The 23,708-nt window shown below is 31.5% G+C and carries 19 protein-coding genes; 12 read left to right on the forward strand and 7 right to left on the reverse strand.

Annotated elements, in window-relative coordinates; all coding sequences use genetic code 11:
- The first annotated feature begins 251 nt into the window (after positions 1 to 251).
- The 7 genes from ACU4C5_RS04285 (at position 252) to ACU4C5_RS04315 (ending at position 6,657) form a co-directional block, all read left to right on the forward strand.
- Positions 252 to 2,033 (forward strand): tetratricopeptide repeat protein, encoded by a 1,782-nt coding sequence (locus ACU4C5_RS04285; protein ID WP_446845823.1) that lies wholly within the window; start codon positions 252 to 254, stop codon positions 2,031 to 2,033.
- 146 nt (positions 2,034 to 2,179) lie between these two features.
- Entirely contained in the window at positions 2,180 to 2,503 is a 324-nt protein-coding gene (locus tag ACU4C5_RS04290; protein WP_446845824.1) for a DUF4286 family protein, read from the forward strand.
- Positions 2,504 to 2,552: 49 nt separating this feature from the next.
- Positions 2,553 to 3,329 (forward strand): 16S rRNA (adenine(1518)-N(6)/adenine(1519)-N(6))-dimethyltransferase RsmA, encoded by a 777-nt coding sequence (gene rsmA / locus ACU4C5_RS04295; protein ID WP_446845825.1) that lies wholly within the window; start codon positions 2,553 to 2,555, stop codon positions 3,327 to 3,329.
- Between the two features lie 47 nt (positions 3,330 to 3,376).
- Positions 3,377 to 4,750, forward strand: coding sequence for a magnesium transporter (gene mgtE, locus ACU4C5_RS04300; protein ID WP_446845826.1), 1,374 nt, complete (start codon positions 3,377 to 3,379; stop codon positions 4,748 to 4,750).
- 99 nt (positions 4,751 to 4,849) lie between these two features.
- Positions 4,850 to 5,785, forward strand: coding sequence for a 2-hydroxyacid dehydrogenase (locus ACU4C5_RS04305; RefSeq protein WP_446845828.1), 936 nt, complete (start codon positions 4,850 to 4,852; stop codon positions 5,783 to 5,785).
- 20 nt (positions 5,786 to 5,805) lie between these two features.
- Positions 5,806 to 6,261 (forward strand): DUF1801 domain-containing protein, encoded by a 456-nt coding sequence (locus ACU4C5_RS04310; RefSeq protein ID WP_446845829.1) that lies wholly within the window; start codon positions 5,806 to 5,808, stop codon positions 6,259 to 6,261.
- Between the two features lie 9 nt (positions 6,262 to 6,270).
- Complete coding sequence (locus ACU4C5_RS04315; RefSeq protein WP_446845830.1) at positions 6,271 to 6,657, forward strand: VOC family protein; 387 nt, start codon at positions 6,271 to 6,273, stop codon at positions 6,655 to 6,657.
- A gap of 142 nt (positions 6,658 to 6,799) precedes the next feature.
- On the opposite strand, the gene ACU4C5_RS04320 is transcribed toward ACU4C5_RS04315, so the two are convergent.
- From ACU4C5_RS04320 to ACU4C5_RS04330, 3 genes are read right to left on the reverse strand one after another with little or no spacing between them, the layout of a single operon-like run.
- Positions 6,800 to 7,195 carry a hypothetical protein gene (locus tag ACU4C5_RS04320; protein WP_446845831.1) on the reverse strand — a complete coding sequence of 132 codons (396 nt, stop codon included), beginning with the start codon at positions 7,193 to 7,195 and terminating at the stop codon, positions 6,800 to 6,802.
- 5 nt (positions 7,196 to 7,200) lie between these two features.
- Positions 7,201 to 7,347, reverse strand: coding sequence for a hypothetical protein (locus ACU4C5_RS04325; protein ID WP_446845833.1), 147 nt, complete (start codon positions 7,345 to 7,347; stop codon positions 7,201 to 7,203).
- On the reverse strand, positions 7,329 to 7,463 hold the full coding sequence (locus ACU4C5_RS04330; RefSeq protein WP_446845834.1) for a hypothetical protein: 135 nt from the start codon (positions 7,461 to 7,463) through the stop codon (positions 7,329 to 7,331). Before ACU4C5_RS04330 ends, ACU4C5_RS04325 begins: the two co-directional genes overlap by 19 nt.
- Before the next feature lie 710 nt (positions 7,464 to 8,173).
- Between ACU4C5_RS04330 and ACU4C5_RS04335 the strand changes: the two genes are divergently transcribed.
- Complete coding sequence (locus ACU4C5_RS04335) at positions 8,174 to 8,551, forward strand: TM2 domain-containing protein (protein WP_446845835.1); 378 nt, start codon at positions 8,174 to 8,176, stop codon at positions 8,549 to 8,551.
- A gap of 60 nt (positions 8,552 to 8,611) precedes the next feature.
- On the opposite strand, the gene ACU4C5_RS04340 is transcribed toward ACU4C5_RS04335, so the two are convergent.
- From ACU4C5_RS04340 to ACU4C5_RS04350, 3 genes are read right to left on the reverse strand one after another with little or no spacing between them, the layout of a single operon-like run.
- Positions 8,612 to 10,453: a lysophospholipid acyltransferase family protein gene (locus ACU4C5_RS04340; RefSeq protein WP_446845836.1), complete on the reverse strand. Its 1,842-nt coding sequence runs from the start codon at positions 10,451 to 10,453 to the stop codon at positions 8,612 to 8,614.
- A 22-nt stretch (positions 10,454 to 10,475) separates the two neighbouring features.
- Complete coding sequence (locus ACU4C5_RS04345; protein ID WP_446845837.1) at positions 10,476 to 11,726, reverse strand: aspartate kinase; 1,251 nt, start codon at positions 11,724 to 11,726, stop codon at positions 10,476 to 10,478.
- 1 nt (position 11,727) lies between these two features.
- Positions 11,728 to 12,207 carry a GNAT family N-acetyltransferase gene (locus ACU4C5_RS04350; RefSeq protein ID WP_446845838.1) on the reverse strand — a complete coding sequence of 160 codons (480 nt, stop codon included), beginning with the start codon at positions 12,205 to 12,207 and terminating at the stop codon, positions 11,728 to 11,730.
- Positions 12,208 to 12,331: 124 nt separating this feature from the next.
- On the opposite strand from ACU4C5_RS04350, the gene fbp reads away from it, so the two are divergent.
- A complete protein-coding gene (gene fbp, locus ACU4C5_RS04355) occupies positions 12,332 to 13,339 on the forward strand; it encodes a class 1 fructose-bisphosphatase (RefSeq protein WP_446846425.1) in 1,008 nt (335 codons plus the stop codon).
- A gap of 96 nt (positions 13,340 to 13,435) precedes the next feature.
- Here fbp and ACU4C5_RS04360 read toward each other — a convergent pair whose 3' ends face one another.
- On the reverse strand, positions 13,436 to 13,867 hold the full coding sequence (locus ACU4C5_RS04360) for a tellurite resistance TerB family protein (protein WP_446845839.1): 432 nt from the start codon (positions 13,865 to 13,867) through the stop codon (positions 13,436 to 13,438).
- Between the two features lie 172 nt (positions 13,868 to 14,039).
- Here ACU4C5_RS04360 and mfd point away from each other — a divergent pair, with 172 nt between their 5' ends.
- The 3 genes from mfd (at position 14,040) to ACU4C5_RS04375 (ending at position 23,656) form a co-directional block, all read left to right on the forward strand.
- Positions 14,040 to 17,396: a transcription-repair coupling factor gene (gene mfd / locus ACU4C5_RS04365; RefSeq protein ID WP_446845841.1), complete on the forward strand. Its 3,357-nt coding sequence runs from the start codon at positions 14,040 to 14,042 to the stop codon at positions 17,394 to 17,396.
- A 30-nt stretch (positions 17,397 to 17,426) separates the two neighbouring features.
- The gene (locus ACU4C5_RS04370) at positions 17,427 to 18,737 is read left to right on the forward strand and encodes a TlpA family protein disulfide reductase (protein WP_446845842.1); all 1,311 of its coding nucleotides are present in this window, start codon (positions 17,427 to 17,429) and stop codon (positions 18,735 to 18,737) included.
- Between the two features lie 473 nt (positions 18,738 to 19,210).
- Positions 19,211 to 23,656 carry a chemotaxis protein CheB gene (locus ACU4C5_RS04375; protein WP_446845843.1) on the forward strand — a complete coding sequence of 1,482 codons (4,446 nt, stop codon included), beginning with the start codon at positions 19,211 to 19,213 and terminating at the stop codon, positions 23,654 to 23,656.
- The last annotated feature ends 52 nt before the right edge of the window (positions 23,657 to 23,708 follow it).

Below are 23,708 nucleotides of genomic sequence, written 5' to 3' on the forward strand. Positions count from 1 at the left end.
AACAACGTTGTTTAACGAATTTATAGTGTTTTTTTTTGTTATTAAATAAATATTCATGAATTTCGTATTATAATTCTGCAACACCTTAAGAAATTATTAAAACGAGATAATTGAATCATTTTGAAAAAAATAATGGTTAATAGCACATTTATTTTCGTTAATTATGCCTAGACATTTGTCTGGGCATATTTTTTTTATAATTGTAACCACTACTCCGCTTATCATTTCTTATTTTTACATAAATTAGAACTATGAAAAAGCATTTTCTTTTATTTTTTTTAGCATTGAGCGCTCTAGGATTTTCTCAAAATCAATCGCTTGCCGATGATTATTTTAAACGTGGAGAATTTGAAAAAGCTTTATTAGCTTATCAAAAATTAAACAACGAAAAACCAGGAAGTTTTCGTTACCTATTCAACCTTGTAGCAACACACCAACAATTACAACAATATGATGACGCTGAGGCACTTTTAAAGTCGCGTATTAAAAATAGCTCATACCCAGTTTATTTAGTAGAATTAGGCTATAATTATCAATTAAAACAAAAACCAGAACTTGCTGATAAATATTATAAAAATGCTATTTTAAAACTAGAAGAAAAGCCCGTTTATGTAACAAGTGTAGCAAGACAATTTGAATCACATTCTCTTTTAGACTTTGCTATTGAAGCCTATAAAAAAGGAAAACAACTAGATCCTAACAAAAACTACAGCATTCAATTGGCTCAAATTTATGGAGAGCAAGGAAATATTGAAGATATGTTTAGCAATTACGCAGATTATGTGGTAGAAAAACCTGAATATTTAAACACTATAAAACGTGCTTTTAATGAGTTTATTTCTGAAGATTCAAATGCTGAAAACAATATTATCCTTAAAAAAATTCTGCTTAAAAAATTACAAGCACAACCAGATGTCTATTGGTATGATTTATTAAGTTGGTTATTTGTTCAAGAAAAAGCCTATCAAAAATCATTCACACAAGAAAAAGCACTTTTTAGAAGAAACCCAGAAAGTTTAGGACGTATTGTACAATTGGCAATTACCACAATGGAAGCAAAACAGTATGATCTTTCTTCAGAAATTTTTAATTATGTATTAAAAAACACACAAAACTCAGGAAGTATCATAAGAGTAGAACAATATCTTTTGGAGATTGAAACACTAACGGCTACTACTGAAAAAGCATACCAATCAATTGATAAAAAATACAAATCTCTATTTGAAACCTACGGGATATACTCACAAACCTTAGCATTACAAATTGCTTATGCAGATTTTATGTCGTTTCATCTTCATCAACCAGAAGCCGCATCTAAATTTTTAAAACAAACTTTAAAACTATCATTATCAAGCTACCAAGAAGCGACTGTAAAATTGAAATTGGGAGATATTTTAGTGTATCAAGAGAAATTTAATGAAGCCTTAATTTACTATTCGCAAATACAAACCGAATTAAAAAGTAGCGTCATTGCACAGAATGCGCGTTTTAAAGTGGCGAAAACAAGTTATTATAAAGGTGATTTTGATTGGGCAGAATCTCAACTTAAAATATTAAAATCTTCAACATCACAACTTACCGCTAATGATGCATTAGATTTAAAATTACTTATCTCAGATAATAAATTTGAAGACTCTTTACAAGTAGCTCTAAAACTATATGCCAAAGCCGATTTAATGGCATTTCAGAATAAAACAGATGAAGCCATTACATTATTAGGTACAATTTTAACCACACATAAAGGCGAAAGTATTGAAGACCAAGCGTTGTTAAAACAGGCTAAATTATATGAAGACAAAAAAGATTATGATAATGCTATAAAAAACTATAACGCAATTATTAGCAACTATCCAGATGATATTTTAGCTGATGATGCGTATTATTTCTTAGCAGAATTATACAATACCGTTCTCAATCAACCTGAAAAAGCAAAACCACTTTACGAGGCTATTCTTTTTAATCATGAAGACAGTATTTATTTTATTGAAGCCCGCAAAAAATTTAGGCAACTAAGAGGAGATACTATCAATTAATAATCAATAGCTATCAGGTTACAATTTAAGAATGCTTGAGTAACCTCAAAAGAACTATAAAAAAATAACACTATATTATAAAAAAAACGCACAACTCTTTTGATGTTCACAAAAGAACTGCGGTTATTTGCAAAAACATTTCATACATGATTATATACAACGTCACGGTTAATATAGACGATAGCGTACACGATGAGTGGCTAACTTGGATTAAAGCTCATATTCCTAAAGTACTAGGAACTGGTAAATTTGAAAAAGCAACACTTACCAAAGTTTTAATTGAAGAAGAAATGGGAGGTCAAACCTACTCTATTCAATACCGTTCGTATTCAAAAGAAGCTTTAGCCGCTTTCCATAAAGAGGATGCAGATAAACTAAACGCCGAAGAATTTAAAAAATTTGGAGACAAAATGTTAGCTTTTCGTACCGAACTTCAGATAGTTGACGAATATGCTGTTGAATTTAAATAAAACAACATAATACTAGTTACCTTTAACATCCATAAATACAATAAAACCAATGTCTGTAAAAGCAAAAAAACATTTAGGACAACATTTTTTAACCGACGAATCTATAGCAGAAGACATCGCTAACTCGCTATCATTTTCAGGCTATAAACATGTACTAGAAATTGGTCCAGGAATGGGTGTGCTTACAAAGTATCTATTAAAAAAAGATATTAAAACACATGTTATTGAAATTGATTCTGAATCTGTAGATTATTTAAAAGCTAACTACCTTAATCTTGCCGACCGCATTATTGAGAAAGATTTTTTAAAATACGATTTAAACGAAGTTTTTAATGACGAGCCTTTTGCTATCATTGGTAACTTTCCATACAATATATCGTCGCAAATCCTCTTTAAAACTTTGGAAATGCGCCATCAAATCCCTGAATTTTCAGGAATGTTTCAAAAAGAAGTCGCACTTCGTATCTGCTCTAAAGAAGGCAGTAAAGTATACGGTATTTTATCTGTACTTACTCAAGCTTTTTATGATGCCGAATATTTATTTACCGTACCACCAACGGTATTTAATCCGCCACCAAGAGTAGACTCAGGAGTATTACTACTAAAACGAAAAGAAAATTTCACATTACCGTGTGATGAGAAATTATTTTTTAGAGTCGTAAAACAAGGATTTCAACAACGTCGCAAAACATTACGTAACAGTTTAAAGACATTTAACCTGTCCGATGAATTAAGACTAAACGTTATCTTTAACCAACGCCCAGAACAATTAAGTGTCGCTCAATTTATAGAGCTAACACTACTTATTCAAAACGATATTAACTAATTAAAGCTTATTGTCATTTCGACAGAGTGAAACATCACAAAAATCTCATGTCTGAAGAAAAAGAAAATTCTCAATTCGAATTATCCGATGAACTCATCACGCAAGTAGAACTCCTCATTTCCTCACAAAGTGATGACGAGCTACATACGCTTTTAGATGATTTTCATTACGCTGATATTGCCGAAATTCTAGATGAAATTGATCTTGATGATGCCATGTACATCATTAAACTTCTAGATTCCGAAACCACATCAGATGTGATAATGGAACTTGATGAAGACAATAGAGAAAAAGTTTTAAAAAATCTTTCGGCAAAAGAAATTGCAGACGAAATTGGTGAATTAGATACCGATGATGCTGCCGATATTATTGCCGAACTTCCCGAAGATCGTCAACAAGAAGTCATCTCAAACATTGAAGACTCTGAACATAAAGCCGAAATCACCGAGCTTTTAGCCTATGACGAGGACACCGCAGGTGGACTTATGGGAAAAGAGTTAGTGAAAGTTTATGAAACCTGGACGGTTGCCGGATGCTTACAACGCATAAGAACACAAGCACAAGACGTAAAACGCGTACACTCCATTTACGTTGTTGACAAAAAAGACAAACTCATAGGCCGCCTATCACTAAAAGATTTAATTGTAGCAAAAAGCGATCAGCAAATTGCAGACATTTACATAACCAGTGTAGATTATGTAACTGTTGATGAAGACGCCGAAGAAGTTGCAAAAGTGATGCAAAAATACGATTTGGAAGCCATCCCAGTAGTTGATGACAACCAAACCCTTTTAGGCCGAATTACCATTGATGATATCGTTGATGTAATACGTGAAGAAGCCGATAAAGATTACCAAATGGCTGCCGGTATCTCACAAGGTGTTGAAGCCGATGATAGCATTTGGAAACTCACCAAAGCCCGACTTCCATGGTTACTAATTGGAATGTTTGGAGGTCTTGGTGCCGCAAGTATTATTGAACATTTTAATGGCGAAATGGGCGCATTTATAGTTCTACTTAGTTTTGTACCATTAATACAAGCAACCGCCGGAAACGTAGGCGTACAATCCTCAGCAATTGTAGTACAAGGTCTCGCCAATAATAGCGTAGACGAAAACATATACAAACGCCTTTTTAAAGAACTTATACTAGGTTTGGTAAACGGTTTAGCCATCGCGTTAATCGCTTTATTGATGAGTCATTTTGTTTTTGGAACCGAATATTTAGTCTCAATAACCATCGCAATAGCACTAATTGCAGTAATTGTAATGGCCGCATTAATTGGTACATTTATCCCCATTTTTTTAGATAAAAGAGGTATTGATCCCGCAGTAGCAACAGGTCCGTTTATTACCACAAGTAATGATGTTTTTGGAATATTAATTTATTTTCTAATCGCTAAACTTATTTTAGGTTTTTAGGACGTTCCTTTACAGGTCGTGCTTTTCGCTACAATCTTTTGCAAAAAAAGCAAAAGGATTTCTACTGCAATCACTAACGCAAAATTAGTATTTTAACTTATGAAAATTCTACATTTAGATTCTAACCACCCACTTTTAATTCAGCAATTAACCGACTTAGGGTTTACCAATCACGAAGATTATACATCTTCAAAAGAAGCTATTCAAGATAAAATAAAAAACTATGATGGCTTTATAATTAGAAGTCGTTTTAGCATAGATAAAACATTTTTAGATGCAGCCACCAACCTAAAATTTATAGGTCGTGTAGGTGCCGGATTAGAAAACATAGATTGTGATTATGCCCAACAAAAAGGTATTCATTTAATCTCTGCTCCCGAAGGGAACCGAAACGCTGTTGGTGAGCATAGTTTAGCCATGCTACTTTCCTTATTTAATAAACTACACAAAGCCGATACCCAAGTAAGACAAGGTAAATGGTTACGCGAAGATAATCGAGGATTAGAATTAGATGGCAAAACCGTAGGCTTAATAGGCTACGGAAATATGGGAAAAGCCTTTGCTAAAAAATTACGTGGGTTTGAGGTTACCGTACTTTGTTACGACATAAAACCGAATGTTGGCGATACCAATGCTACACAAGTAAGTTTACAAGAACTACAAGAAAAAGCCGATGTGTTAAGTTTACACATCCCCGAAACACCATTAACTATCAATATGGTAAACGAGACCTTTATTAACAACTTTAAAAAACCTTTTTGGTTTATTAATACGGCTCGTGGAAAAAGTGTAATAACTGCTCATTTAACAGCTGCATTACAATCTGGCAAAATATTAGGTGCCGGTTTGGATGTCTTGGAATACGAAAAATCATCGTTTGAGAATTTATTTTCATCAAACATGCCAGAAGCATTTCAATATTTAATAGCTGCAGAAAACGTAATATTAACACCACATGTTGCTGGTTGGACAATTGAAAGTAAAGAAAAATTAGCGCAAACAATTGTAGATAAAATTGCCGCAGAATTTTGTTAACTTTATAACAAAAATTCAGCATGCAATACAAAGCCACATCTCCCGAAGATTACATAAATCAAGTGCCAGATGAACGCAAACCGATATTAAACACCTTACGCAAAACAATTACAGATCATCTGCCAAAAGGTTTTGAAGAAGGTATACAATATGGTATGATTGGATATTATGTACCGCATAGCCTATACCCAGATGGCTATCATTGTACACCAAGCGAACCTTTGCCTTTTATGAGTTTTGCGTCACAAAAAAACTCAATCAATTTATATCATAGTGGTATTTATGTAGTCCCAGAATTACATGAGTGGTTTGTAAATGAATATCCAAAACATTGCAAACGCAAACTAGATATGGGAAAAAGCTGTATTAGATTTAAAAAATTTGACGAGATTCCGTTTGATTTAATCGCTGAGCTATGTCTGAAACTTAGTGTTAAAGACTGGATAACTGTTTACGAAGCTAACTTAAAAAAATAACCCTTTATTATGAAAAAACGTGTCACCGGAATTGGAGGTCTATTCTTTAAAACTAAAGATCCACAAGCAACAAAAGATTGGTACAAAAAACATTTAGGTTTTAATACAGACGATTACGGCTGTACATTTTGGTCTAAAGATAATAATGGCGAAAACTGCTCTACAAATTGGAGTCCGTTTCCTGAAGACACTACTTATTTTGAACCTTCAAAAAGAGACTTTATGTTTAACTACAGAGTAGAAAATTTAGTGGAACTTTTAAAAGTTTTAAAAGAAGAAGGTGTTACTATTGTTGGTGAAATGGAAGAATATGAATACGGGAAATTTGGATGGATTTTAGATCTTGATGGCAATAAAGTGGAATTATGGGAACCTATTGATAGTGCTTTTTTGTAAATTGTGTAATATAGACAACAACTCTCAAGTTGGAAAAATCTTGATTTTAATATTTATAAAACACATAAAAAAACCCGAAATTTTTAAAATTTCGGTTTTTTTAAAACTCTTCTTCGACATCTTTATTATATCACGTTATTATTTAAAAGAGTATAAATAAAACTAAAAAATGAATTAGCACTAAATACCTGTATTTCTGGATAGGTAATTTATCATTACCAACAAAAAAACCTAGGTAAATTAAATAACCAAAGTTTAAAAAACAAAGTATTGTACTTAAAATATCAAAATCTTTATACAATAATAAAACTCCGCTAGCTAAGCTTAGTGCTAATATAATTCCCGAAATGATTAAATATAAATTTCTATTTGGAAACAAAAATTTGACAGGAAAAAAGTACATACTTAAAGTGGCTAAAACAAGTACAGTTGGTAACGAACTTAATCTACCTACAGTGGTTAAAAAAACCAAAATCACAGAAGTGATTAAAGCTAAAAGCTCAACTTTCAATATAATATTATTTTTTATAGTATTCATGATTTTTATGGTGTTTTTGGTAGTTTATCTTTAAAGTGACATTTCTCTATACATTCAGCAGCCATCCAACCAACTGAAGCACCAGGTGCTAATACAAATTTAGCCCAACCACCCCATGAATCTAATAGATCATTTATAGCACTTTCATACATTGGTTAAAACAAGCATCAGGATCTCTTCGTAATGATGCGTTATTTTTCATCGTCCAAATACTATATTTAGTCCATTTTAATTCTTCTAAAGTTTTTATAAGATAGAATTGTTGCATTTGGGTTAAAGACTCTTCTCAAAGGAAATTTTTATAATCTTCTGCTTTAGAAAAGAAACTATTAATATCACTATTGTTAAAATCACTGATGAAGATCTCTAATATTTTTTTATCAGCTTCAGTCAGTTTATAATTAAAAGAACCTGTTAATATTATTGAATTATTATTATCGTATGATATATCATGTGTTAATAATTTAAATATATATTATCATAATTTGATGTTTGATCAAGCAGGTTGTGTATGGGTCAGTACTTTCAATACTATTTTCATCTCCTTGATAATTTAATCGGTATTCATTAAAATTTTCTAAAACATTATTAGCGTTTACTTCTGTTAACTGTTAATCTGAATTACATCCACTAAATAAAATTACAATAATGGGTAATAAAATGCAAATTGTTTTTTTCATAATTCTTAAATTTTAAACTTTAAACTTGTATAATCAGCAAGTAATTAAACATAATTTGTTGATACACCTCATGAGTTTACACTCACAAGTGATATTTAAAAAAATTAATAAAACAAGCACTTGTTACAACTGATATTCATAAAAAACTAACCAAATTTATTTTAAAATAATATAGAATAGATTTTAGACCTTGATGCCAACAAAGTAGAATTATGGGAACCAGTTGATAGTGCGTTTTTATAAATTGAATTGATTTTTCACTATCTTTGAAGGATAACAACTAATAAATAAAAAAATAATGTCTGAAGATAACAACATAAAAGAAGATCTTAACGAAATTAAAGATGGAGCAAAAGAAACAGTTAAGGAGTTTTCTGATGGCGCAAAAGAGGTTTTTGACAAAGCATCTGGAGATAACAAAAAAGTAATGGCTGGTATTTTAGCTATCTTATTAGGGGCTTTTGGAGTTCACAAATTTGTTTTAGGATATAATAAAGAAGGTGGTATCTTACTAGGAGTTTTCCTTTTAGCAATGGTATTATCTTGCGTTGGTGTTGGAATGTTATTTATTTGGATTCCTGGAATGATCGGACTTATAGAAGGTATTATCTACCTTACTAAATCTGATAAGGAGTTTTACAACACGTACCAAGTTGGAAAGAAACCTTGGTTTTAATCTTTATATAACACATAAAAAAAACGCCGAAATTTAAAATTTCGGCGTTTTTTTTTATGTCTATTTATCATCCTGTTCCCCATTGGAGAATTTACTTTCCAATTCGGCTTGAAATTCTTCCATAACCGGTTTTACAGTACTTTCTGGTAAATCGGCTATCTTAATATACATTAAACCATCTACCGAGTTATTAAACAACGGATCTACGTTAAACGCCATTAATCTTGCATTTTGTTTAATGTACTTTTTAAGTAACACTGGTAAACGTAATGCGCCAGGTTCAATCTCATCAATAAATTTATCAAATTTATTAAGATCGGCTTCAGTTTCATCAAACACAAAATCCTTATCGGCATCTTTTAATTTTACCTTAAATTCTTTTTTAGGATGTACGTATTGCGCCAAATATGGATCGTAGTAATGAGATTTCATAAACTCAATCATTAGTGATTTTGAGAAATTAGAAAACTGGTTACTAATACTTACACCTCCAATTAAAAATTTGTGTTCAGGGTAACGTAATGTGGTATGCACAATCCCTTTCCATAGTAAAAATAAAGGCATTGGTTTTTGCTGAAATTCTTTAATAATAAAGGCACGACCTAACTCGATAGATTCGCTCATCATTTTATAAAGTTCTGGTTCAAAACGGAATAAATCTTGAAGATAAAATCCGTCAATTCCATAGGCTTCAAAAATTTTACTTCCTAATCCCATTCGGTAAGCTCCAGCAAGTTGGTTGGTATTATTATCCCATAAAAACATGTGGTGATAATAAGTATCAAACGTATCTAAGTCAATAGCCTCGTTAGTTCCCTCTCCTACTTCTCTGAATGTAATTTCGCGTAAGCGTCCTATTTCCCTAAGAATATTAGGTATTGCTTTGGGTTCGGCTAAAAATACTTCGTAATTTTTACTCTCTAACAAACGACAGTCATTAGCTTTTAAAGCTGCCACTTCTTCCATCATAACCGCTTTATCAATTGGCGTTACAATACGTTTTGGTGGTTTTGGCGTTTTTAATGTTGAAGAAATATGACTCAGTCTGTTTTCTTTATCATCATCATCAAAAGCGTTAGAAAGCATATAGGTTTTCTTTCTTAAAAATTCGGAAAATTCTTTAAGTCCACCATGTTCTTTTTGATCTTTTACAGATATAGGTTTCCCTATTCTCACTTTAATTATACGACGCTTTTGCGTAAGTACTTCCGATGGTAATTTAGCTGTTCTAAACGTATCGCTAATTTTAGATAGCTTATAAAACAACCTGCTATTTTTGGCGTGAAAATAAATTGGCACTACAGGAACTTCAGCTTTTTGAATGAGTTTCATAGCCGCTTCTTCCCACGGTTTATCCACCACTAATTTACCATCTTTATAAGTCGATACTTCTCCCGCTGGAAAAACACCTAACGGATGACCTGCTCTTAAATGTAATATTGAATTTTTAAACCCTGCTAAACTAGATTTTACATCTTTGCGATCCTCAAAAGGATTTACAGGCATAATATAATCTTTAATTGGCGCAATACGATGTAATAAAAAGTTAGCTATAATTTTAAAATCTTTGCGTTGTTCGAGCATTAATTTTAATAATAAAATACCGTCTATTCCTCCTAACGGATGATTAGAAATTGTAATATATGCACCATCTTTTGGCAAACGTTTTAAGTCTTCTTCTGGGATTTCAAATTTAATTTGAAAGTCATCTAAAATAGCATCTAAAAATGCCACATCTTTTAAATGCTTATTCTTATTATAAACTTTATTTAATGTTGAAATTTTAAGTACTTTCATTAACATCCACCCCATAAAAGTTCCCACAAACCCATACTTGTCTATTTGTATGGCTTTTGCAACCTCTTTTGCGGTTACCAATCCTGTATCTTGTTCCTTACTCATAAATGTAAATGTACTAAATTGTTTATTTAGTTACGATCTGTACTGTTCCTCGTGTTAATTGTTTCATCAACACATCTTTACCTATTTCTAATTGCTTAATATCGTCTTCATTATAATGCCTAATGGTGTATAATGATACGTTTTCTAACCAATTAACTTTATACTTTTCTTTTAAATGTTGTACTAATTTATCTAGATTATTATAGATGTCATCGACACAAACCGAAAAGCTTATGGCCGAATTTTGAATGAGATCTACTTTCATTTTATACAAATGTAATAAGGTGAAAATAGCACTAATATTTTCTTCGACTATATATGAAAAATCAAGAGAAGACAAAGAAATCAATACCTGCTGTTTTTTAACAATAAAACAAGGCACTTGAGGCTGAATCCCTTCAACTTTAGACACTTTTGTTCCTGGGTTTTCGGGATGTAAAAATGATTTTACATATAACGGAATTTCCTTACGTTGCAGGGGTTGCAATGTTTTAGGATGAATTACAGAAGCACCATAAAATGCCAATTCTATCGCTTCTTTATATGAAATATGCTCTAATAATTGTGCATTTTCAAAATAACGAGGATCTGCATTTAATACTCCCGGAACATCTTTCCATATCGTTACACTCTCGGCATTTAAACAATATGCAAATATTGCTGCGGTATAATCACTTCCTTCACGACCTAAAGTGGTGGTGAAATTATTACAATCACTTGCTAAAAAACCTTGTGTAATTTGTAATGTATCTTTTTTAAATGCTTTTATAATTTGATGCTGTGTCGTTTCCCAATTCACATTAGCACGTCGGTAATAATTATCTGTTTTTATAAGATCTCTGACATCCAACCAACTATTAACAAGTTCTATTTCATTTAAATAAGCACTAATTATTGTGGTTGAAGCAAGTTCACCGTAACCAATTACTTGATCGTATATAAAATTATAATTTGGTGATTTATTTCGACTTAAAAAGCTATTTAATTCTTCAAAAAGATCAGCTATCGTTTTAAAAATAACATGGTTTTCATCTTCAAACAGGTCTAATAAAATAGCATTGTGATATTTTTTAACCTCTTGTAATGCACTTTGTAATGCTGTGGTTTTATTGCAATATTCGCTAATTACTTGTTCTAAAGCATTGGTAGTTTTACCCATTGCCGAAACAATAATTAAGGTATCGCTATAACCTACTTTTTGTAATACAGACGCTAAATTTCTTACCCCGTCGGCATCTTTTACAGAAGCACCACCAAATTTAAAAACCTTCATATTATAATTTAGATATATAGGTTTGTATTCCTTTCTCATCGAGATGTACTACATCCCAATCTCTTTTTACATCGGCACCTTTTTGTTCGTAAAATGCAATGGCAGGTGCGTTCCAATCTAAAACATCCCAACATATACGTTTTACTTTTAGTTGATACCCATATTTTACAACTTCATCTAGCAATAAAGTACCTAAACCTTTCCCTCTCATAGATGCACTTACAATTAAATCTTCAAGATGAAGTACGGCGCCTTTCCATGTAGAATAACGCATGTACACCAAAGCAATACCATAAATATGGTTTTCGTATTCGGCAACAAAACATTTAAACTTAGGATTTTCGCCAAAACCATCAGCTTCCAAATCGGCAACAGTCACCTCAACGGCGTCTGGTTCTTTCTCAAAAACGGCCAATTCATTAATTAATTGCAAGACATAAGGCATATCGCCTTTTCTAGCTTCTCTGATAAAAAAATTCATATTTACATAAAAGGAAGAACAAATATAACCTAAACTATAGAATGTAACGATATAAATATAACACGAAAACGTTGTAGTTGCATAAAAAAAGATGATATTTGCACAAACCAACAACACACAATTCATGTCTCAAAAAAATCAGACTCTAGGTGAATTCATAATTGAGAACCAATCTTCTTTTAAGTATACCTCTGGAGAGCTCTCACGCCTTATCAATTCAATCAGACTTGCTGCAAAAGTAGTTAATCACGAAGTTAACAAAGCTGGTTTAGTAGATATTATTGGAGCCGCTGGAGATACAAACATTCAAGGTGAAGATCAACAAAAACTAGATGTTTACGCTAATGATAAGTTTATACAAACCTTAACAAATAGAAATATTGTTTGTGGAATTGCGAGTGAAGAAGAAGACGATTTTATTTCAATAAATAGTCAGGATGAGAATAATCAAAACAAATATGTAGTATTAATTGATCCTCTTGATGGATCTTCAAATATTGATGTTAATGTTTCTGTAGGAACCATATTTTCAGTCTTTAGACGCGTTACTCCTGTTGGAAGTCCTGTAACTATTGACGATTTTCTACAAAAAGGAAATCAGCAAGTTGCCGCAGGTTATGTAGTTTACGGCACCTCAACAATGCTAGTTTATACAACCGGTGATGGCGTAAACGGTTTTACATTAAACCCTGCAATAGGAACATTTTATTTATCACATCCAGATATGCAGTTTCCTGAAGACGGACAAATTTATTCTGTAAACGAAGGAAATTACATTCAATTTCCACAAGGGATAAAAGATTACATAAAATACTGCCAAATGGAAGAAGGTACAAGACCATATACCAGCAGATATATTGGCTCTTTAGTGTCCGATTTTCATAGAAACATGATAAAAGGAGGTATTTATTTATACCCTAAAAGCTCAAAAAACTCAAATGGTAAATTACGTTTACTATACGAATGTAGCCCGATGGCCTTTTTAGCAGAACAAGCTAATGGAAAAGCGAGTGATGGTTTTACAGCAATTATGGATATTCAACCAACCGAGCTACACCAACGTGTACCCTTTATCTGCGGAAGTAAAAATATGGTAGAAAAAGCTGAAGAGTTTATGCGAAATGCAAAATAACACAGGGGTTACGGCCTAAAACGTTAATTATAAGGACAAAAAAAGCGAACTATTAATTTAGTTCGCTTTTTTTATATAAAATTATGAGATAGAAAATTATCTATTCATAGATTTAATTTCTTCAGTAAAGGTATCCAAATCAACACCTTCATGTACTAAGCATAATGCTTTATCAGTTACATATTTTGCATTGTTTGAGTTAAACCCTAAACCTACACATAGTCTTTCTAACATCACTACTTGAGCTTCTGTTTCCATGTGATCAACCCATACCATACGCGCTAAATCGTATAAACGTTCTAAACGTCTATCATAAGACGATGGTGGATTAATTGGGTGCGATTTATAATCTTTTAAGATTATTTTATAATCGTCTTCATTTATATCTAAATTTCTAGCTAATCGGTCTAAAAATTTTTTTTCTTCATCAGAAATAAATCCATCACTCATCGCAACTCTTACTATTGCTGCAAAATGATCTTCATTACGCTTTCTAAATCCGCTATCAAATAAATCTGAAATTGACATATCTCCTTGTTTTTAAAAGTGCTGCAAACCTACACATTTTTTTTTGCTTTTGAAATATAAATATATGAATAAACATACCGAAATAAAACATCAATTATTAACAAAAAATTGACAACTCTTATATTTTCATTCTAATATCTATCCGTTATATTTACACCTTAAACATATTGTCTTGAGCAAAACTCTCCTCTCGCAAACTTACGCACAGACTCTGCAAACGCAGAATCTGAAAACTGCTATTGCCAAAACCCAAAGTAAAACACATTTAAAAGGACTTACTGGATCAGCATTATCCTTTGTGTTAGCCGAAACATTTAAAGAAACCAACAAACCTTACCTTCTTATTTTTAATGATAAAGAGGAAGCTGCATTTTATTTAAATGATTTAGAAACCATGCTCAGTACAAAAGACGTACTGTTTTATCCTGGTAGTTATCGTAGGCCATATCAAATTGAAGAAACAGATAATGCCAATGTATTGTTACGTGCCGAGGTTTTAAACCGAATTAATTCGCAAAAAAAACCAGCCTTAATTGTAACCTATCCAGATGCACTATTTGAAAAAGTAGTGACCCGAAAGGAGCTAGATAAAAACACGCTTAAAATTTCGGTAAATGATAGTCTTTCTATCGATTTTACAAACGAAGTTTTATTTGAATACAAATTTAAACGCGTAGATTTTGTTACCGAACCGGGTGAGTTTTCGGTACGTGGAGGAATTGTTGATGTGTTTTCATTTTCACATGACGAGCCGTATCGTATTGAATTTTTTGGAGATGAAGTAGATAGTATTCGTACGTTTGATGTAGAAACGCAACTCTCAACAGAACAAATAAAAAAAATAAGCATCATCCCAAATGTTGCTAATAAATTTATGGAAGAAAACCGCCAGAGTTTTCTGAAATATATTGCTCAAAAAACGGTGGTATTCACTAAAAATGCCGATTTGCTTTTTTCTAGAATTGATGATTTTTACGGAAAAGCAGAAGATGCCTTTCAAAAGCTATCTAAAGACATAAAACATGCTGAGCCTGAAGTGCTTTTTTGTAATTCAAAAGAATTAAAAGAACAATTATTAGAGTTTTCAGTGGTTGAATTTGGTAATACTAATCTATTTACAAAAGATATACCTGATGCCGAAACAATTACATTCAACACCACACCTCAACCATCGTTTAATAAACAATTCAATATTTTAATTGAAGATTTAAACACACATCACAATCGAGGTTACACCAATTATATTGCTTGTATAAGTGAGCAACAAGCTAAACGTTTTCATGATATTTTTGATGATGTAGATGTTGAAGTGAAATATCAAACCGTAGTATTATCTTTATTTCAAGGTTTTGTGGATCATGATGCAAAAATCACCTGTTATACTGATCATCAAATATTTGAGCGTTATCATAAATTTCAGCTTAAAAACGGATATGCCAAAAAACAAGCCATTACACTTAAAGAACTTACAAAACTAGATATTGGGGATTATGTAACTCATATTGATCATGGAATTGGAAAGTTTGGCGGACTTCAAAAAATAGATGTAGAAGGCAAAAAACAAGAGGCTATAAAATTAATTTACGGCGAACGCGATGTGCTGTATTTGAGCATACATTCGTTACATAAAATCACAAAATTTAACGGTAAAGACGGGAAACCACCCAAGGTTTATAAACTAGGAAGTAAAGCTTGGAAAACTCTTAAACAGAAAACAAAATCTAGAGTTAAAGAAATTGCCTTTAACCTCATTAATTTATACGCCAAACGTAAGCTAGAAAAAGGCTATCAATACAATCCTGATAGTTATATGCAACACGAGTTGGAAGCGTCTTTTATTTACGAAGACACACCAGACCAAAGTACTGCAACTGCCGATATTAAAGAAGATATGGAAAGCGAACGTCCTATGGATCGTTTAATTTGTGGTGATGTAGGTTTTGGTAAAACCGAAGTAGCAATTCGTGCCGCTTTTAAAGCTGTAGATAACGGAAAACAAGTCGCTATTTTAGTCCCTACAACTATTTTAGCTTACCAACATGCGCGTACTTTTAGAGAACGTTTAAAAGAATTCCCGGTAACGGTTGATTATGTAAATCGCTTTAGAACTGCAAAAGAAAAACGCACCACTTTAGAAAACTTAAAAAATGGTAGTGTTGATATTATTATTGGAACTCATCAACTAGCAAGTAAAAATGTTGTTTTTAAAGATTTAGGGCTTTTAGTGGTTGACGAAGAACAGAAATTTGGAGTTGCCGTAAAAGAAAAATTACGTACACTAAAACAAAATGTAGATGTGTTAACATTAACCGCAACACCTATACCAAGAACGCTTCAGTTTAGCCTAATGGCGGCTAGAGATTTATCGGTAATTACTACACCTCCACCAAATCGCTACCCCATTGAGAGTCATGTAGTACGTTTTAGTGAAGAAACTATTAGAGATGCCGTGAGTTATGAAATTGAACGTGGCGGACAAATATTTTTTATTCATAATCGTATTGAAAATATCAAAGAAGTTGCTGGTATGATTCAGCGTTTGGTACCCGATGCTAAAATAGGTATTGGGCATGGCCAAATGGATGGTAAAAAGCTAGAAGAATTAATGCTTGCCTTTATGAATGGTGAGTTTGATGTTTTGGTGAGTACTACTATTATTGAAAGCGGACTTGATGTTAGTAACGCCAATACTATTTTTATTAATAATGCCAATAATTTTGGTCTGAGTGATTTACACCAAATGCGTGGTCGTGTTGGTCGTAGTAATAAAAAGGCATTCTGTTATTTTATTACACCCGAATATTCGGCAATGACCGAAGATGCAAGAAAACGTATTACTGCCTTAGAACAATTTACCGAACTTGGTAGTGGATTTAATATCGCTATGAAAGATCTTGAAATTAGAGGTGCCGGAGATTTATTAGGAGGAGAACAAAGTGGATTTATTAATGATATTGGATTTGATACTTATCAAAAAATATTAAATGAAGCTATAGAAGAACTTAAAGAAAACGAGTTTAAATATCTTTATAATGAAGACGACGGAAAAGAAAAAGACTATGTTAAAGATATTACTATTGATAGTGATTTTGAACTTCTTTTCCCAGATGATTATGTAAATAATATTACCGAACGCCTTAACCTTTACACGAAACTTAACGGTATTAAAACCGAAGAGGAATTGGTTAAATTTGAAGCAGATATTTTAGACCGTTTTGGAGAACTTCCAATACCAGTTATAGATTTATTAAATAGCGTTCGCGTAAAATGGTTAGCTACAAAAATGGGGTTAGAAAAAGTAGTGATGAAACAAGGCCGACTCATTGGGTATTTTATTACCGACCAACAGAGTGGTTTTTACAGCAGCCCTAATTTTACCCGTGTTTTAAACTTTGTACAAACACACCCAAGAGCCTGTAAAATGAAAGAAAAACAAACCAGAAATGGATTACGTTTATTATTAACTTTTGAACGTATAAAAACCGTAGATCAAGCCTTATCTGTTTTAAAACCAATTTTGGCTCAATAATTGAAGTTCACACATAAATACTTATTAAAAATGAAACACCTTATATATCTCTTATTTTTACTCCCTACATTTTTATTTTCACAACATAAAATTGAAGGCACGCTTACGCCTGTTGAAGAGTATACTTACGCTTTTTTATACTATGCTACACCTAATGGCGCTAGCTATATAGATAGATCACAAATTGATACTGAAGGTCATTTTAGTATTAATTTAGACTCTACAGCTGCAAAAGGAATATACAAAATTGTATATGCTTTACCTCCAGAAGAAAATAACTTTGACTTTATTTATAACGGAAAAGAAGACGTTGCCATCACTTATAGTACAGAAAAAGGATTAGACTTTACAACCTCTACAGAGAACAAGCTATGGTCATCTTATACTAAAAGCATGGAATTGGTAAACATGACCATTAGTAACTATTACACTAAAGAAAGTACAGACAAATCAGCTTTTAAAGATATTTTTAAAACACTAGCCGATACACAAACAGCATTTGAGGATGCTTCAAAAGGTAAAATGGTTAATGTATTTATTAAAGCAAATTCACCTTACATTCCAAAAAAATATGAAGACATCACAACCTATTCAAACCACTTAAAAGACACCTATTTAAAACATGTTAATTTTAATAATCCGTTACTACAAAGCTCAGATTTTTTAGTAGATCGTGTACTTGCTTATGTTTTTGGAATGTCTCAAAATACAGATAATGAAACTTACATTTCAAATATTGACAATTTAGTTGCTGCAATAGGAGACAACAACGATACAACAACTATTAAAATTTCATTATTACAACTTATTTGGCAACATTTTGCAGATTTAGAAAACCCTACATTAGCAAACTATATTTCTGATAATTATTTAATTTCATTAGCAAAACAAACTCAAAATGAAGAATTAGAGACTGTTTTGATGGGGTATAAAAACACTTCAATTGGAGCTATTGCTCAAAATTTTGATATTGCAATCACTCAAAACAACACCACACAAACCACCACTTTACACGATATAAAAGACACTGATAGTTATCTATTAATTTTTTGGAGCAGCACTTGCGGTCATTGTTTACAAGAATTACCAGAAGTAAAAACACTAATTCCTGAAGGCACAAAAGTAATTGCAATAGCATTAGAAGATGATGTTGAAAATTGGAAAAAAACAATAAATAATTACCCTAATTTTATTCATGTTTTAGCACTTGATAAATGGGATAATCCAATTTCTAAAATGTACAATATTACAGCAACTCCAACCTATTTTATTTTAGATAAGGATAAAAAAATCATAGCAAAACCTAATGATATAAAAGCTTTAAAAGCAATATTTAATTAAAAAACAACATCTTATTTCCATATCAAAACATCGTCATATACTTAATTAAATATATGTTTTTTTGCAGTATATGGCTATGTTGATATAATTTTTTATCACCATAGCCTTTTATAGTTTTCATCAAAATATTTTTATGTATCTGTTTTTCTGTAAAACATAACATATAATGAGTTTTCCATAATTTACACTTAACACCTATTACACCTTTGCTTCCTATATTTTAAGTATATTTGTAGCTGCTTTTGTAAGCAGCTATTAAAAAATATTATATGTTATATTTTTTTAAAAATAGCCACAAATAAAAGCAATCCCCAAAAACCCTCTTCTATATTTATACGTATATCTATAAGATGAGAGCATCAATCTAAAGCTATTACACCTTATAGGTTGAGTTAAAGAAAGATGATTTTTAGCAAAAAACAATCCCTAAAAACGTAAGAAAAATATCTTATTTTTTTTACAATTGAAATGAAATGAAAAACGAAAACCCCAAATTTTACGTTGTTGGTATTGGTGCATCAGCAGGAGGTTTAGACGCCATTCAAAGTCTGTTTGATCATATGCCTAACGACACAGGAATGGCATTTATTATAGTTCAGCACTTATCTCCTGATTTTAAAAGTTTAATGCCTGAGTTATTAAGTAAGCATACCAAAATGCCTATTTATACAGCAGAAGACAAACAAACTATTAAGCCCAATTGCATTTACTTAAATCAAAGAAGTAAAAACCTACATGTAAAAGGATCCGAACTCTACCTACTAGATAAAGGTCCAAAACACAATTTAAATTTACCAATTGACATCTTTTTTCACACCTTAGGTGAAGAATATAAAGAGCGTTCTATTGGAGTTATTTTATCTGGAACAGGATCTGATGGTTCTCGAGGAATAAAAACTATAAAAGAAGGTGGCGGTACTATAATTGTTCAAGATCCTACAACTGCACAATTTGATGGAATGCCAAACTCGGCAATTTCAACAAATACGGCAGATTATATTTTAAGCCCTAAAAAGATAGCAGAAATATTACATGCCAATCCTATTAGCAGACCATTATTAGAAGAAGATTTTGAGAAAAACCCATCTAACGAAACTTTAATTAACGACATACTTACTGTTGTTTACAAATACTCTGGAATAGATTTTAGAGAATATAAAAAGAATACGCTTTTAAGAAGAATTGAAAAGCGTATGAATATAAAAAACATACAACACGTATTTGATTATGCTACCTTTTTATCTAGTAATGTTAGCGAGCAACAAGCATTAAAAGAAGATTTTTTAATTGGAGTAACTCGTTTTTTTAGAGATACAGAAGCCTTTAAAAGATTTAAAGACAATGTAATCCCTGAGATTTGCAAGAACAAAAAAAATTCTGATACTATAAGAATTTGGACTGCAGGATGTTCTACAGGAGAAGAAGTTTACTCTATAGCTATCTTATTTGACAATTACATACGTGAACACCAATTAAACCTAGATTTCAAAATATTTGCAACAGATATAGATCCAAGAGCACTTACAATTGCAGGAGCTGGAGCCTATCATATAAATATTATAAATGAAATTGAAAAAAAATATCTAGATCAGTATTTTATTAAAACTGGCGATAAAATTCAAATTATAAAACGCATTCGCGAAAAGATTGTGTTTTCTAATCATAACTTAATAAAAGATCCTCCATTTATAAGAATGGATCTTATAACGTGTAGAAACTTACTTATATATTTTGATAGTAAGATTCAGAAAAAAGTAATGTATAATTTTCAATTTGCTTTAAATCAATATTCTTATTTATTTTTAGGAAATAGCGAGTCGTTAGGAGAAACATCAAAGTTATTTAAAACCATTGATGTGAAATGGAAAATATTTCAAAACATCTCCGAACCAAAGCAAATACCATCGCACAGCTCTAATTTAGAAAGAATTTCAACCTTAGCGTATAAATACCCTAGAGAACCTATAACAATACCTAATTTAACGATAAAGGAAAGTCCAGAATTAGTATTTCAAAAATATTTAAGCAAAAAATTTAGTCCACCATCAATATTTATAGATGGTGATTTTAATATTCTCTTTATTAATGGAGATGCAGGAAAACGTTTGTCGCATAATTCTGGAATTTTTCAGATTAACCTATTGCAAATGGTAAACCCTGATATTGCTGTTATTATTAGAAGCGGTATTAGGCGTGTTGAAGCTACAAAACAAGATGTTGTAATTAAAGGTATCATTAATGAAACACTTGGTCAGAGTTTTACTTTCGATTTAAAGTTTCATCAATTAAATGGTCACGATAATTTAGACAACTGTTTTCTTATTGAATTTAGCGAAGATATTGCCGTAAAGGATGTTCAGCCTTTAATTATTGATAATATCGATTTAGAAGAAGTTTCAAATCAACGTTTAGAAGATTTAGAAACAGCACTTAAAATTGCTAAAACCGAATTACAAAATGCCATTGAAGAACTAGAAACAAGTAATGAAGAATTACAATCTTCTAACGAAGAGTTGATGGCATCAAATGAAGAACTTCAAAGTACAAATGAAGAACTTCAATCTGTAAATGAAGAACTGTATACGGTAAATACAGAAATGCAAGAGAAAAATAAAGAGCTTACCAACTTAAACAATGACATTACCAATTTATTAGATAATACTGAAATTGCAACCTTATTTTTAGATACAGATTTACGTATCCGAAAATTTACACCAGCACTTAAAGAAGTCTTTAACCTAGATGAAATTGACCACGGAAGAACAGTATCTAGTTTTACATCTAATTTTGAAGAAGACACAAGAAACTCTATAATTGAAGATTCTAAATATGTTTTAGAAAAATTAAAAATTGTAGAACGCCAGGTTAAAGACAGAAACAGTAACTATTACTTACTCCGCATAAGTCCGTTTATTACCTCAAATAAAACTATTAATGGTGTTGTAATTACATTAAACAACATTAACAAACTCAAAGAAACTGAACTTCAACTTGCTGATACAGGAATAAAATATCAAAAACTATTTAAAAACCTTAACGAAGGTTTTATGCATGCCAAAATTATAACTAACGCCAACGGGGAAGCCGTAGATTGGGAATATATAGATGTTAATCCTGCCTTTGAAAAAATAATAGATTTAACAACCGAAGAAATTATAGGGAAACGTATTTTAGATATTATTCCAAATTTAAAAGAAGACCCAAACAATTGGTTAGAAAGATATAGTAAAACGGCATTAACAGGTAAAGATCAAACTTTTGATGTTTACATAGCCGATACAGACAAACACTACTTGGTAAATGTCTTTTCGCCTAAAAAAGGAGAATTTGCTGGAACAATTTCTGATTTCACAGAACTTAAACGAAAAGAAGAAGCACTTAGCAAAAGTGAAGCCGAACTGAATAGAGTACAAGAATTAACTCATGTAGGAGGTTGGTATTTAGATTTAAAAACAGACAAAGTAATTTGGACAGGACAACTCTACAAAATGTATGGTTTAGACCCTAGTTTACCACCACCAAATTATAAAGAACAGAAAAAAATATTTACTCCAGAAAGTTGGGAAAAATTAACCGCTGCTGTTGAAAAAGCCTACAAACATGGTACACCATACGAGCTAGAGCTTAATTTAAACAACACAGAAGGCTCCGAAATTTGGATTAAAGCACAAGGAGAAGCCGTAGTAGATAAAACAGGAAAAACAATTGCATTAAGAGGTGCTGCACAAGATATTACAGCCCAAAAAACAATTGAAGTTGAACTTACAGATGCTAAAAAATTAGCTGAAGCAGCCAACCTGCACAAAAACTACTTTCTTGCAAATATGAGTCACGAAATTAGAACACCTATGAACGGGGTTTTAGGATTTTCGGAATTACTAAAAAATGATAGCTTAACTAAAGATGAAAGATTTAAATATCTTGAAATTATAGACGGTAACTCAAAACAACTTTTAAACTTAATAGACGATATTATAGATATTGCTAAAATAGAATCTAATGAGTTAAAAGTATCCTTTAAAGATTGCCACGTTTCTAATCTTGTTAAAAACTTAGAAATTACCTACAATCAATTAAAAAATGCAAAGCATAAAAAGGATATTGTATTTAAAACACATATTCCTGTTGAAGATTTACAAATTGTAACAGATGGACAAAGATTACAACAAGTAATCTCAAACCTCTTAAATAATGCTTTAAAATTTTCTGATAAAGGTGAAATTTCATTTGGATTTAATGTTGTAGAAAATAACGTAAAGTTCTTTGTAAAAGATAACGGAATGGGAATTAAGAAAAACAAACAAATAGAAATATTTGAACGTTTTAAACAACTTAATTACGAAAGCAATGCCAAATATGGCGGTACAGGTTTAGGTTTAACAATATGCAAAGGTATTTTAACCTTATTAGGAGGTGATATTACTGTAGAATCTGAAGAAAATAAAGGTACTTTATTTGAATTCACTCTACCATTAAAATATGCACGTTTAAAAGCCGAAACCAAAGTAGCCGAACTTCCTAAAAGAAAAGATTTCTTAAAAGGAAAAACTATATTAATTGCAGAAGACGACTCGTTAGTAAGGCTCTTATTTAAAATTGTACTTAAAGATACTAAGGCCGAAATTATTTTTGCTAAAACAGGTCAAGAAGCTGTTGATGTTTTTATTAAAACCAAAGGAAAAGGTATTGATGTTGTTTTATTAGATATTAGAATGCCCGTAATGAGTGGTATTGAAGCTATAGATAAAATCTTAGTTATTGATCCTAATGCTAAAGTAATTATGCAAACAGCATACTCAATGCCAGACGAAAAAGAAAAATGTTACAACAAAGGTTGTTTAGATTTCTTATCAAAACCAATTATTAAAGATGAGCTATACGCAACATTAAATAAATGGATAAATACAGAAGATAATTAAACCTTATAATTTACACCAAAAAAAGCCAGCTCTATCGAGCTGGCTTTTTTTT

This window comes from Lacinutrix undariae (assembly GCF_052934785.1).